Genomic DNA, 12,481 nt, shown 5'->3' with positions numbered 1-12,481 from the left:
CCGATCAAAGGATTGCCGCATTCCGAACCGATGAGAGACCCTTTGCAAATTGTCACGGGTCGCCATGTTGTCGTTGTTTTCGCCTCGAATCCTCCTTCTCCCCCTCGCCCTGGCGCTTGCCGCAGGTACGGCCTCTGCAAAGGACGACGCGGTGGAGCCGGCAAGGCGCAAGCAACTCGTCATCGTCTCCTTCGACGGCGCGCACGACAACCAGCTCTGGGAAAAGAGCCGCGCCATGGCCAGGCGCACCGGCGCGCATTTCACCTATTTCCTCTCCTGCACCTTCCTGTTCCCGAAGGCCGAGCGCGCGAAGTACCAGGCGCCGCACGAAAAGCACGGCCGCTCCAATGTGGGCTTTTCGCAGGACAAGGACGAGACGATCCTGCGCCTCGGCGAGATCTGGCTGGCGAAACTCGAAGGCCACGACATCGGCAGCCATGCCTGCGGCCACTTCGACGGCGGCAAATGGAGCGCTGGGGACTGGAAGGCCGAATTCGCCTTCTTCCGCGACGCGCTGGAAAACGCCTGGCAGAATGCCGGCGTCGGCGAACGCGAGCCGGCGGACTGGAAGCGTTTCGCAAGGGAAGACATCAAAGGGTTCCGCGCGCCCTATCTTTCCGCCGGAAGCGGCCTCGTCAAGGCGCTGGAGGCGAACGGCTTCACATATGATGCAAGCCTCGTCACCAAGGGGCCGGCCATGCCGGTCGCAAGCGGCGACATCGCCCGCTTCGGCCTGCCACTCATCCCGGAGGGCGCGGCGCAGCGACCCGTCATCGCCATGGACTACAATCTCTATGTCCGCCATTCCAAGGGCAAGGAAGCCCCGGAAAAGAGCGCCGCCTTCGAGGAGAGCACCCTTACGGCCTATCGCGACGCCTTCGCCAAACAATATGACGGCGAACGCATCCCGCTGCAGCTCGGCTTCCATTTCGTGGAGATGAATGCCGGCGCCTACTGGCGGGCGCTCGACCGCTTCCTGACGGAAACCTGCGGCAAGGCGGATGTCGCCTGCGTCAGCTATGCCGGCGCGCTGGACATCCTCGCCAGGGAGAAGAAGGCGGCCGGAGCCGCCCTCTGAGGCTTACGGCTCGTTGGCCGCAAGCTCGCCTTCGACCGCCGCCTTTTGCAGGTAGCGCTCGTCGATATCGGGCAGCGGCTGGTCGTAGATCGCAGCCTCGAAGGCCTTGAGGCGCTTGTAGATCGACAAAAGCTCGACGATCGTCGTCCAGGAATTGACCAGATACTGGAACGACTCGCGCACCTGCCCGAACACGTTCTGGATCTGGCTCATCACGCCGAGCGTCAGCTTGCCCGCGACGATGGAGGGTACCAGAACGAAGGTGCCGAAGAGATTGTCGGCCTGCAGGTAGAAGATGCGGGCGACGTTGAAATAGAGATAGTGGAAATAAAGGCGGAAATAGTTCTTGCGCACATTGGCGAAGAGCTCGGCCACCGTCGGCGGCTGCGCCCGGTCGGCATGGTCCTCGCCATAGACCAGCTCCTTGCGGTAGGCCGCCTCGACGCGCTGGTTGCGGAATTCCAGGCCCGGCAGCTTGATGCCGACCGCGGCAAGGAACACCGTGCCGAACAGCGCCCAGCAGATCGCCGCCCAGACCAGCGCATGCGGAACCTCGCCGATGAAGGGCAGCACCGTCACCGTGCTGGAGAACTTGAAGAGCACCGGGAGGAAGGCGACGAGCGTCATGATCGAGGAAACGAGGCTGACGCCGAGACCTTCCACCGTGCGCGAGAAACGCATCGTATCGTCCTGCACGCGCTGCGAGGCGCCCTCGATATGGCGCAGCTTGTCCCAGTGGGACATGTAGAAATCGTTCATCGCCGTGCGCCAGCGGAAGACGTAGTGGCTGACGAAGAAGAGGTTCAGCGTGCCGACGGTGATCGCGACGAAGGCGATGCCCGCAAAGCCGATCATGCCGACATAGATCTCGGTTTCCGTCGGGATCGGCTCGGTGCGCGCGAGGCCGCGCTGGATCATGTCGTAGAACGGCCCGTACCAGGCGTTGATCGCAACGCTCACCTGCACCGAGAAATAGGTGTTGAAGATGATGAGCGCCGAACCGAGCACGGACCAGAACTGCCATTTATGCGGGCTGTAGGTGAACCAGAAGGCCGCGAACAGCCCGACCATCACCGCATAATAGATGTAGAACCAGAGGAAGGGCGCAGACCAGAAGACGGAGACCCCGATGATCGCCTCCTCGCCCGGTTTCAACGGCGGCAGCCCGATATAGGCGCCCAGACTTTCCCCGCCGGCGTACCAGATCGCCATGGCGAGGGCCGACCATAGGATGACGGAAGGGAAGAACAATCTGGGATAGGGAAAGAAGGAGACGAACAAAGGAATAGCTTTCGTTTCTCATAGGCCGGGCAGCGCGAAGCGCACCGAAGATGCGCAGAACCTAAAGGAGTTTGCGCAGCACAACAATTGGTGCCCTGAGGCATTACCGAGATTTAATGGAAAGCACCCCGCCGAGTGCGGTGATGGCCGCGGCAAGCAGGAGGATGCCGGCCGCGGCAAGGCTCGGCAGGACATAGCTGCCCGTGTGCGCGGCGAGGAAGCCGGCACCGAGCGGCCCGAGGATCTGCCCGATGCCGAAGGCCGCCGTCATCAGCGCCAGGGCGCGGCGCGGGCTTTCGCTGGCGAGCACGCGCCCAAGCTGCAGGCCATAGGCCGTGATGACGACGAAGGTCAGCCCCAGCAGCGCCCCGCCGATGAGCGCCGACGAGGGAAAGGGCAGCGTCACCGTCGCCACGACGCCCGCCATTTCCACGAGGATCGCAAGGAGATAGGCGGCAGCGACGCCGTGGCGCCGCTCCAGGGGTTTCCAGAGAAGCAGCGAGACCGCTGCAGCGACCCCGGTGACGAACCAGGTGAGGCATTCGAGCAGCGGGCTCCCGGCGCCTTCCCGGGCGATGGCGACGAGGAAGGTGGCGGTGACCACGTAGCCGATGCCGAAGAGGCCATAGCTCAGCATCAGGGCCACCAGCGGCCGCGTCCAGGCGATAGGCCGCTCGCGCACGGCCCTGGCGCTGCCCGTCGGTCGCGGCAGAAGCCATGCGACGGCGGCAAGCCCGCCCGCGCCCAGAAGCGCGCCGGCGATCCAGTCCACCCGCCATGCCGGGATGGCGCAGACGGGCGCCAGCGAAAGGAGGTAGACCAGCACCGCCGAAACCGCGATGCCGCCGCCGACCCCGGAGAAATGCGCCATCTGCACGCGCGGATCGCGATGCGCAAGGCCGATGGACAGCACGATGCCCGAGGTGAAGATAAGGCCGAAGGCACTGGCAAGGCCGGCCGCGAAGCGGACCAGCGAAAGCGCCCCGACACCGGAAAGAAGCCCCATGGCGAGGAGCAGCAGCACGGTCGCGGCGATCGCGCCGACCGCAAGGCGCCGCTCGTGGCCGGCCGCCCAGCCATAGGCGGCCAGCACCGCGCCGAGGAGATAACCGGCGAAATTCGCCGCCGCGATGATGCCGGCATCGGCGGCATTGAGGCCGAGGCCCGCCATCATGCCGGGCAGGACGGGCGTGTAGAAGAAGCGGCCGAGCCCCATGGCCACCGCCATGGCGAGCGCGCCGGCAATGGCGGCGCGCAGGATCTCGCGCGAAGAAGCGGCTGTGCGGTGCATCATGGCGGGACCATTGCACTGCAACATGGCCGCGGCAAACGACATTTATTGATCGACGGATCAGCGCCGGTGAAGGCTTTCAGCCCGGCAGCGTCACCACCAGCGGGCCGTTGCGCGTGGCGACGACCGTGTGCTCGAACTGCACCGTCGGCGCGCTCGGCTCGCTGTAGAGCGTCCATTCATCCTTGTCGCCGCCTTCGGCCCAGTTCGCCCCGAGCGAGAGGAACGGCTCGACAGTGAAGACGAGGCCTTCCGTCATGCGGCGCTTTTCCTGCGGGTCCGGCCAGGTGGCGATTTCCGTCGGCTCCTCGTGCAGCGAACGGCCGACGCCGTGGCTGGCGAGGTTGGCGATCAGCGTATAGCGGTTCTTGCGCGCGAAGGCGCCGATGGCGTTGCCGACTTCGGCCAGCGGCTTGCCGGCCTTGACTTCCTTGAGGCCGACCCAGAGCGCCCGCTTGCCGTCACGGCAGAGCCGCTCCACCGCCGGCACCGACCGGCCGACCGTGAAGGATGCGCCCGTATCGGCGAAATAGCCTTCGAGCTCGGCGGAAACGTCGATATTGACGAGGTCCCCTTCCTTGATCACCCGCTCGCCCGGAATGCCATGCGCCACCTCTTCGTTGATGGAAATGCAGGTCGCACCCGGAAAATTGTAGCAGCTTTCCGGCGCCGAGCGGGCGCCCGCCGCCTCCAGCATGCGCCGGCCGATCAGGTCGAGCTCGGCCGTCGTCATGCCGGGCCGGACGGCGGTCGACATGTGCTGCAGCACGTTCGCGCAGATCCGGCCGATCGCCTTCAGGCCGCTCAGGTCTTCATCGTTTCCAAGGGTCATCGCATCTCTCTTTCGCGGGGCGTCCTAGCACGTCCGCGCCGCGCTGTCAGGCGGAAGGGGCCATTTCCGCCCTGGGCTCGTCCGCCAGCATCTCGCGCACCAGCGGCGCGACCTTCGTGCCGTAAAGCTCGATCCCGCGCAGGATGCGGTCGTGTGGCATCATGCCGATGGCCATCTGGAGCAGGAAGCGGTCGTTGCGGAAGATCTTGTGGTGGGCGACGATCTTCTTCGCGACCGTCTCCGGATCGCCGAGGAAGAGATGGCCGTCCGGCCCGGTCGACTGGTCGAACTGCGCCCGGCTCGTCGGCCCCCAGCCGCGCTCGCGGCCGATGCGGTTCATCACCTCGGCCTGCGGCCCGTAGAAGGTGTCGGCCGCTTCCGCCGTCGTATCGGCGATGAAGCCGTGCACGTTGATGCTGGTCTTCAGCTTCGCCTCGTCCTGTCCCGCCCGCCGCGCGGCCTCGCGGTAGAGATCGAAGAGCGGCGCATAGCGCGCCGGCGTGCCGCCGATGATGGCGAGCGCCAGCGGCAGGCCATAGGCCCCTGCCCGCGCCACCGACTGCGGCGTGCCGCCGACGGCGATCCAGACAGGCAGCCGGCCATGGAGGGGCCGCGGATAGACGCCGATGCCCGAAAGCGGCGCGCGCATGACGCCGTTCCACGAGACCTTTTCACTTTCGTTGAGGGCGAGCAGCAGGTCGAGCTTTTCCTCGAAGAGCTGGTCGTAGTCGTCGAGCGCATAGCCGAAGAGCGGGAAGGATTCGATGAAGGAGCCGCGCCCCGCCATGATCTCCGCCCGGCCGCCGGACAGGAGATCGACCGTCGAGAACTGCTGGAACACGCGCACCGGATCGTCCGACGACAGCACCGTCACCGCGCTCGAAAGACGGATGGTCTTCGTGCGCGCCGCCGCCGCGGCCAGGATGACGGCCGGCGCCGAGGCCGCATAATCCGGCCGGTGATGCTCGCCGAGCCCGAAGACATCGAGCCCCACCTGATCGGCAAGCTCGATCTCTTCCAGCAGGTTCTTCAGCCGCCGCTCCCCTTCCCGCCCCTTGTCGGCGGCATTGGGATCGACATCGGCGAAGGTATAGAGGCCAAGTTCCATGGGATGTTCCATATGAGAGGATTTTCCCTCAGATATGGCGCGCGGGCGGAGGTTGGAAGAGGCGCCGGGGAAACAGTGTGTTCACGAGGCCGGAAACACCGCGCCGGCGGCCTCGCGCTGCATGCTGTCGAGGTGCTGGCGGATATGGGCCGCCTCGGCCGAGGTGGTGGCGAGCGCGATGGCGCGGTCGAAGGCCTGATGCGCCTCCGCATAGCGGCCAAGCTGCTTGAGGAGGCCGCCGCGCAGGCCATGGAAATAGAAATAGCCGTCGAGCTTTTCCGCCAGCGGCTCGATCAGCGCCAGCGCCGCCTCCGGCCCTTCGCGCTTGGAGACCGCGACGGCCCGGTTGAGCCGCACCACCGGCGAGGGCTGGAGGCGCTCCAGCGTCTGATAGAGAAGGTCGATCTCCACCCAGTCCGTCTCCGCCGCCGTCGCGGCGCGGGCATGCAGCGCGGCAATCGCCGCCTGTATCTGGAAGGGACCGGGCGCGCGGTGGCGCAGCGCCTTGTCGATCAGCACAAGCGCCTCGTCGATGAGCGCGCGATCCCAGAGCGAACGATCCTGATCCTCCAGCAGCACGATCTGCCCGTCCCCGTCGAAGCGGGCGGCGAGCCGGGAATGCTGGATGAGCAGCAGCGCCGTCAGCCCCATGATCTCCGGCTCCGCCGGAAAGAGCTTGAGCAGCAGCCGGGCGAGCCGGATCGCCTCCGTGCAGAAGGGCGTATCCGCCTTTTCCGGCACGCCGGCCGAATAACCCTCGTTGAAGACGAGATAGATCATCGCCGCGACGAGGCCGAGCCGTTCGGCCCGCGCCAACGCATCCGGCGTCTCGAAGGGAATGCCGGCCGCGCCGACCTTGGCCTTGGCGCGGGTGATGCGCTGCTCCATCGCCGCTTCGGAGACGAGGAAGGCCCGAGCGATCTGCCTGACCGAAAGCCCGGAGACGATGCGCAGCGCCAGCGCGATCTGCTGCGTCGCCGGCAGGTCCGGATGGCAGCAGACGAAGAGCAGGCGCAGGATGTCGTCGCGGTAATGCGCGCCGTCCAGCCGGTCGGCCAGGTCGCTCTCGGTGTCCTCAAGGTCGGACAGCACCTCCTCGGGCGGCAGCGGCCGGGTTTTCGCGCGCTTCCGCACCTGGTCGATGCCGCTGTTGCGGCCGACGAAGATGAGCCATGCTGCCGGATCGCGCGGCGGGCCCTTGTCGGGCCATGTCCTCAGCGCGCGAAGGCAGGCCTCCTGAAAGGCCTCCTGCGCCATGTCGAGGTCACGGAAGTAGCGCAGCAGCGCCCCCATGGCCTGCGGCCGCGCCGAGGTGAGCGCCAGGTCGATCCAGGCAAGGTCCGTCATGTTATGGGCACTCCCGGATTGAAGAACTGCAACGGCCGGATCTCATAGGTCCCGTTCGCCGGATTGGCGGCGGAAAGCTCGCGGGCGAACTGGATCGCCTCCTCCAGCGTTTCAGCCTGAAGCACGAAGAAGCCGAGGAACTGCTCCTTGGTCTCGGCGAAGGGACCGTCCATGACGATATTGTCCGTCGGGCCCTTGCGCACGGTGACGGCCGCCGTCGTCGGCATCAGCCGCGCGACGGGCCCGAGCTTGCCGGCCTCGGCATAACGCTGGTTGACCGCGCCGAGATCGGCCATGACCTTCTCGTCCAGCTCCTTCGACCAGGCGCAGACTTCGCTTTCGGCATCGTAACAAAGAACGGCATACAGCATGGTGAACTCCCGTGGTTGATAGACGCAGGAGTAACGCCTCAGCCGACAGGGCGCACCGGAATATTTTTGATTTTCGGCAGGAAGTGCCGCCCGCTCAGATCTTGAACACGTCGTCCTGCCGGAACACGATGACGTAGCCGCCCGTCGCTTCCGCTTCACGCGCCCAGTCCAGCAATTGCGAATGGTACGGCTCGCGCCGCCAAATATCGGGGTGGTCGGGATCGACCAGCACCGTAACCTGCGGCCCCTGCCGGTATATCATCATGTGCGAGCGCGACGGCTCCCACGCTTCCGCGAGCCCTTCGTCGGTCATCCACAAACAGAGGAAATCCCGGCAGACCGATGGCCGATCCGCATAGATCGAGCACCCTTCGCCCGCGACGCAGTGCCGGCACCAGGCATTCGCCGGCTTGTCGAGGAGATCGATGTCGGGCAGCCGGCAGCAGAGCGTGCAGGTCCCGCAGGATCGGCCCGCGGCGATGGTCGGGGATGGTTGCATGGCCGGTGCATAGCATCCGGCCGCCAAGCCTAGAAGCGCCGATTATGGGAATTACGCGCTCAGCGTCCGCCGCACCGCGTCCTTCCAGCCCCTGATCTTCACCGCGCGCGTCTTCTCGTCCATCTTGGGCGTGAAGCGCGTGTCGCGCGCCCAGGACTTGGCGAAGCCCTTGCGGTCCGGCCAGACGCCGGCGCGCTGGCCGGCGAGCCATGCCGCGCCGAGGGCGGTCGTTTCGAGGATGGTCGGTCGGTCGACGGGGGCGTCGAGGATGTCGGAAAGGCGCTGCATGGTCCAGTCGGAGGCGACCATGCCGCCGTCGACACGCAGCACCGTTTCCTTGCCGTTCGCCTTCCAGTCCTTGTGCATGGCGTCGAGCAGGTCGCGCGTCTGGTAGCAGACGGCCTCCAGCGCCGCGCGGGCGAATTCCGCCGGTCCCGTGTTGCGCGTCATGCCGTAGATCGCCGCGCGCGCCTCGGGGTCCCAGTGCGGCGCGCCGAGGCCGGTGAAGGCTGGCACGAGATAGACGTTCTGCGTCGGGTCGGCCTTGGCGGCAAGATCGCCGGTGTCGGGCGCGGCCTTGATGACCTTCAGCCCGTCGCGCAGCCATTGCACGGCGGCACCCGCGATGAAGATCGAGCCCTCCAGCGCATAGGTCGTCTCGCCGTCGAGCCGGTAGGCGATGGTGGTGAGCAGGCGGTTCTTCGAGCGCACCATGTCCGGGCCGGTATTGAGCAGCGCGAAGCAGCCGGTGCCGTAGGTGGATTTCATCATGCCCGGCTCGAAGCAGGCCTGGCCGATGGTCGCCGCCTGCTGGTCGCCGGCAACGCCGAGGATCGGGATTTCCGCGCCGAACAGGCCCTTCTCCGTCACTCCGAAATCGGCCGCGCAGTCCAGCACCTCCGGCAGCATGGCCTTCGGCACACGCAGGATCTCCAGCAGTTCGTCGTCCCATTCGTTCGCCGCGATGTTGTACATCAGCGTGCGGCTGGCATTGGTGGCGTCGGTGACATGGGACCGGCCGCCCGTCAGCCGCCAGATGAGGAACGTGTCGATGGTGCCGAAGCAGAGATCGCCTTTCGCGCCCCGCGCCCGCGCGCCCTTCACGTTGGAGAGCATCCAGGAGAGCTTGGTGCCGGAGAAATAGGGATCGAGCAGCAGGCCCGTCTTCTTCGTGAAGGTCTTTTCGAGGTCCTGCTTCTTCAGCTTCTCGCAATAGGAGGCGGTGCGGCGGTCCTGCCAGACGATGGCGTTGTGGATAGGCCTGCCGCTCTCGCGTTCCCAGACGACGACCGTCTCGCGCTGGTTGGTGATGCCGATGGCGGCGATGTCGGACGCCTTGACGCCGGCCTTCTTCAGCGCGGCCTTCACCGACCAGACGACGCTTTCCCAGATTTCCTCGGGATCGTGCTCGACCCAGCCGGATTGCGGAAAGATCTGCGTGAATTCCTTCTGGCCGGACCCGACGACCTTCTGGTTGCCGTCGAAGACGATCGCCCGGCTCGATGTCGTGCCCTGATCGATCGCGAGAACATATCCGCCCATGCTTCCCTCCCGGTGAAGGGCCGCTCCCAGGCCCTTCGGAATCTTCAATACGATACAAAAACGAATGTCAAAGGAAAATAAAACGCAAGTCGCGCTTTGCCTCCAGCGGGACTGTACCGCGCGGAAAACGCAATTGTCATCGCTTGAGTTTTAGGCGTAGGCTGCCGCAACGCAGCATATCGGGAGATAGTCATGAAGAGCGTCGTCGTCACCGGCTCCACCAGCGGCATCGGCCTTGCCATCGCCACCGCCTTTGCCGAAACCGGCGCCAATGTCGTCATCAACGGCTTCGGCGCGGCGGACGAGATCGAGGCCATCCGGGCAAAGCTCGACGGGCTCGGCAAGGGCCGCGTCATCTACCATCCCGCCGACATGACCAGGCCGCACGAGATCGCAGACCTCATCGAGACGGCGGTGGAGGAGTTCGACGGCGTCGACATCCTCGTCAACAATGCCGGCATCCAGCATGTCGAGAAGATCGAGGATTTTCCGGTCGAGAAATGGGACCAGATCATCGCGATCAACCTCTCCAGCTCCTTCCACACCATCCGCTGCGCCGTGCCGCACATGAAGCGCAAGGGCTGGGGCCGCATCGTCAACGTCGCCTCCGCGCACGGCCTCGTCGCCTCGCCCTTCAAGGCCGCCTATGTCGCGGCCAAGCACGGCGTCATGGGCCTCACAAAGACCGTCGCGCTGGAAGTCGCCGAGAACGGCATCACCGCCAACGCCATCTGCCCCGGCTACGTGCTGACGCCGCTCGTCGAAAAGCAGATCCCCGATACGGCCAAGGCCCGCGGCATCAGTGAGGCCGAGGTGAAGACCGACGTCATGCTGAAATTCCAGCCGACCAAGGAATTCGTCGGCACCGATGAGGTGGCGGCCATCGCACTGTTCCTCGCCTCGGATGCGGCAAAGTCGATCAACGGCACCCATATATCCGTCGACGGCGGCTGGACCGCCCAATAAGAAGGCGCCCCCGATGGCGGGGCGCGCAAGAAGGACGAAATGAACTTTCTACAGGACAGCCTCGAGGGCTTTCTCGCCCGCGAGCACCGTGTCGTCATCGTCGAGGTCAGTGCAACGAAAGGCTCCGCCCCGCGCGACAAGGGCACCTTCATGCTGGTCGCACCGACCGAGATCCACGGCACGATCGGCGGCGGCCAGCTCGAATATGTGGCAATCGAGAATGCCCGCAAGCTCCTGGCGGGCGCCGGCGGCGAGGCGAGCCTCGACATTCCCCTCGGCCCGGATATCGGCCAGTGTTGCGGCGGCCGCGTCGAGCTGACCTTCACCGTCGCCGACGAGGCGGCCCGCAAGGCCCTCGATGCAAGGCTGAAGGAAGAGGAACGGCGAAAGCCACAGGTCTGGGTGTTCGGCGCCGGTCATGTCGGCCGGGCGCTCGCCGAGGCGCTGACGCTCCTGCCGCTCAAGGTCTTCGTCGTCGAGGCGCGTGAGAGCGAACTCGACCAACTCACCTCCGAGGTGCACCACCGGCTGGACGCCATGCCGGAATCGCTCGTCGCCGATATCCCGCCGGGCTCGGCGGTGGTCATCGTCACCCATGACCACGCGCTCGATTTCCTGATCGGCCGCGAGGCGCTGGCCCGCACGGACCTTGCCTATATCGGCATGGTCGGCTCGAAATCGAAGCGCGGCAGCTTCCTCCACTATCTGGAGGAGGAAGGCGTCGACCGCGCCATGGCCGACCGGCTCGTCCTGCCCATCGGCGGAACGGCGGTCGACGACAAGCGCCCGGAGGTCATCGCCGCGATGACGGCGGCCGAGGTGCTGCTCGCCTTCGCCGCATGGCGGGGCGAGACGGTTTAGCGGCCGCTGCGCCCGTCGAGAAAACCGAGATCGCGCTTGATGTGATCGGACAGTTCCCGCGGATCGAGCCGCGGACGACGCTTCCTCGCACCCGGGCGCAAGGCGATGGAGAGCTTATGCCAGAGGCCGGGCTTGCGGAATAGCAGGGCGCCCGCCCGTGCCGGGTCGGCGATGCATGTCATGGGAAAACCTCGTGAATTCCATCCATTGCTTGCAGGGTGCGCCGAAAGATGATGGAATTCCAATCGAAGCTTCGTCTGCATGCATGAAGAGAACTTTGCCTTGAAGATGTCCCGCAACTTCCCGCTCAATGCGCTGCGCGTCTTCGACGCGGCGGCCCGGCATGCGAGCTTCACCCGCGCCGGCGACGAGCTGGGCATGACGCAGACGGCCGTCAGCTACCAGATCAAGCTGCTGGAGGAGACGCTCGGCGAGCCGCTGTTCCTGCGCCAGCCCCGGCAGGTCATCCTCAGCGAGGCGGGGGAACGCCTCGCGCCGAAGGTGGCCGAGGGGCTCGGCAAGCTCGCCGAGGCCGTCGCGGACCTGCGCGGCGCGACGGAGCAGAAGCTCTGCATCCACTCCACGCCCACCTTCGCCCTGCAATGGCTGAGCCGCACCGTCGGCGATTTCCAGCTCAGGCACCCGAACATCGCCGTCCGCCTCACCACCTCGCAGGACGTGATCGATTTCGCCAAGGAGGAGGCGGACGTCGCGATCCGCTGGGGCAAGGGCGACTGGCCCGGCCTTGCCAGTCACCGCGTCATGCGCATGAACTTCACCCCCATGCTGAGCCCGGCACTCGCCGAGACCATCGGCGGCGTGAAGGAGCCGGCCGACCTCCTGAAGCTGCCGATCATCAGCGCGCGCGACATCTGGTGGCGCACCTGGTTTTCCGCCGCCGGCGTCGACAATCCCGATCTCGAACGCTTCCCGCCCAACGAGCTCGGCACGCAGACCATCGACGCGCAGATCGCCATGGCCGGCCAGGGCGTCGCCGTCCTCAATCCCGGCCATTTCCGCATGGAGGTCGCCGCCGGCCAGCTCTTCCAGCCCTTCGCACTGACCTGCAACGACGGGCGGGACTATTGGCTCGCCTACCCGGAAAACCGCCGCAACATCCCGAAGATCAGGGCCTTCCGCGACTGGATCCTCGCGATCATGCCGCAGGAGGCATGAGCCACCGGCCGCCTTCGCTGCCGCAAGCCGTTGACTTGCCGTGCGGGAAAATCTATTGCGTTTTTACGCCAGTGTTCTGGCCGTAAGCGTCTGACGTCAAGCAACGCACAACGACCCTCGCCGGTCGGA

At 66.0% G+C, this 12,481-nt stretch carries 13 protein-coding genes; 4 read left to right on the top strand and 9 right to left on the bottom strand.

All coding sequences use genetic code 11. The features are described from left to right. Positions 1 to 64 precede the first annotated feature (64 nt). On the top strand, positions 65 to 1,078 hold the full coding sequence (locus tag L0976_RS06865; protein WP_255695797.1) for a polysaccharide deacetylase: 1,014 nt from the start codon (positions 65 to 67) through the stop codon (positions 1,076 to 1,078). Between the two features lie 3 nt (positions 1,079 to 1,081). On the opposite strand, the gene sbmA is transcribed toward L0976_RS06865, so the two are convergent. The 8 genes from sbmA to glpK form a co-directional block, all read right to left on the bottom strand. Further along, positions 1,082 to 2,359, bottom strand: coding sequence for a peptide antibiotic transporter SbmA (sbmA, locus tag L0976_RS06860; RefSeq protein ID WP_203319610.1), 1,278 nt, complete (start codon positions 2,357 to 2,359; stop codon positions 1,082 to 1,084). 103 nt (positions 2,360 to 2,462) lie between these two features. Next, positions 2,463 to 3,653 (bottom strand): YbfB/YjiJ family MFS transporter, encoded by a 1,191-nt coding sequence (locus L0976_RS06855; protein ID WP_234186637.1) that lies wholly within the window; start codon positions 3,651 to 3,653, stop codon positions 2,463 to 2,465. 76 nt (positions 3,654 to 3,729) lie between these two features. Next, positions 3,730 to 4,482 (bottom strand): type I methionyl aminopeptidase, encoded by a 753-nt coding sequence (gene map / locus L0976_RS06850; protein WP_234186636.1) that lies wholly within the window; start codon positions 4,480 to 4,482, stop codon positions 3,730 to 3,732. Positions 4,483 to 4,528: 46 nt separating this feature from the next. Further along, positions 4,529 to 5,590: an LLM class flavin-dependent oxidoreductase gene (locus L0976_RS06845; RefSeq protein WP_234186635.1), complete on the bottom strand. Its 1,062-nt coding sequence runs from the start codon at positions 5,588 to 5,590 to the stop codon at positions 4,529 to 4,531. Between the two features lie 81 nt (positions 5,591 to 5,671). After that, positions 5,672 to 6,937 (bottom strand): RNA polymerase sigma factor, encoded by a 1,266-nt coding sequence (locus L0976_RS06840; protein WP_234186634.1) that lies wholly within the window; start codon positions 6,935 to 6,937, stop codon positions 5,672 to 5,674. After that, the gene (locus L0976_RS06835) at positions 6,934 to 7,308 is read right to left on the bottom strand and encodes a YciI family protein (protein WP_234186633.1); all 375 of its coding nucleotides are present in this window, start codon (positions 7,306 to 7,308) and stop codon (positions 6,934 to 6,936) included. Before L0976_RS06835 ends, L0976_RS06840 begins: the two co-directional genes overlap by 4 nt. A 94-nt stretch (positions 7,309 to 7,402) precedes the next feature. Continuing rightward, positions 7,403 to 7,807, bottom strand: a complete 405-nt coding sequence (locus L0976_RS06830; protein ID WP_234186632.1) for a YkgJ family cysteine cluster protein — start codon at positions 7,805 to 7,807, stop codon at positions 7,403 to 7,405. Between the two features lie 51 nt (positions 7,808 to 7,858). Beyond that, positions 7,859 to 9,349 (bottom strand): glycerol kinase GlpK, encoded by a 1,491-nt coding sequence (glpK, locus tag L0976_RS06825; protein WP_234186631.1) that lies wholly within the window; start codon positions 9,347 to 9,349, stop codon positions 7,859 to 7,861. A gap of 192 nt (positions 9,350 to 9,541) precedes the next feature. Between glpK and L0976_RS06820 the strand changes: the two genes are divergently transcribed. Together L0976_RS06820 and xdhC are read left to right on the top strand one after the other, a co-directional pair. Further along, entirely contained in the window at positions 9,542 to 10,315 is a 774-nt protein-coding gene (locus L0976_RS06820; RefSeq protein WP_234186630.1) for a 3-hydroxybutyrate dehydrogenase, read from the top strand. Between the two features lie 39 nt (positions 10,316 to 10,354). Further along, positions 10,355 to 11,176 (top strand): xanthine dehydrogenase accessory protein XdhC, encoded by an 822-nt coding sequence (gene xdhC / locus L0976_RS06815; RefSeq protein ID WP_234186629.1) that lies wholly within the window; start codon positions 10,355 to 10,357, stop codon positions 11,174 to 11,176. On the opposite strand, the gene L0976_RS06810 is transcribed toward xdhC, so the two are convergent. Further along, positions 11,173 to 11,358 carry a hypothetical protein gene (locus tag L0976_RS06810; protein WP_234186628.1) on the bottom strand — a complete coding sequence of 62 codons (186 nt, stop codon included), beginning with the start codon at positions 11,356 to 11,358 and terminating at the stop codon, positions 11,173 to 11,175. The two genes, xdhC and L0976_RS06810, sit on opposite strands and share 4 nt — an antisense overlap. Positions 11,359 to 11,437: 79 nt before the next feature. Here L0976_RS06810 and L0976_RS06805 point away from each other — a divergent pair, with 79 nt between their 5' ends. Beyond that, the gene (locus L0976_RS06805) at positions 11,438 to 12,352 is read left to right on the top strand and encodes a LysR substrate-binding domain-containing protein (protein WP_234186627.1); all 915 of its coding nucleotides are present in this window, start codon (positions 11,438 to 11,440) and stop codon (positions 12,350 to 12,352) included. The last annotated feature ends 129 nt before the right edge of the window (positions 12,353 to 12,481 follow it).

Origin of the sequence: Shinella sp. NM-101 (assembly GCF_021401195.1) — a bacterium.
In the GTDB taxonomy this organism is placed as follows: Bacteria; Pseudomonadota; Alphaproteobacteria; order Rhizobiales; family Rhizobiaceae; genus Shinella.
This window is presented reverse-complemented; position numbering and strand designations above follow the sequence as displayed.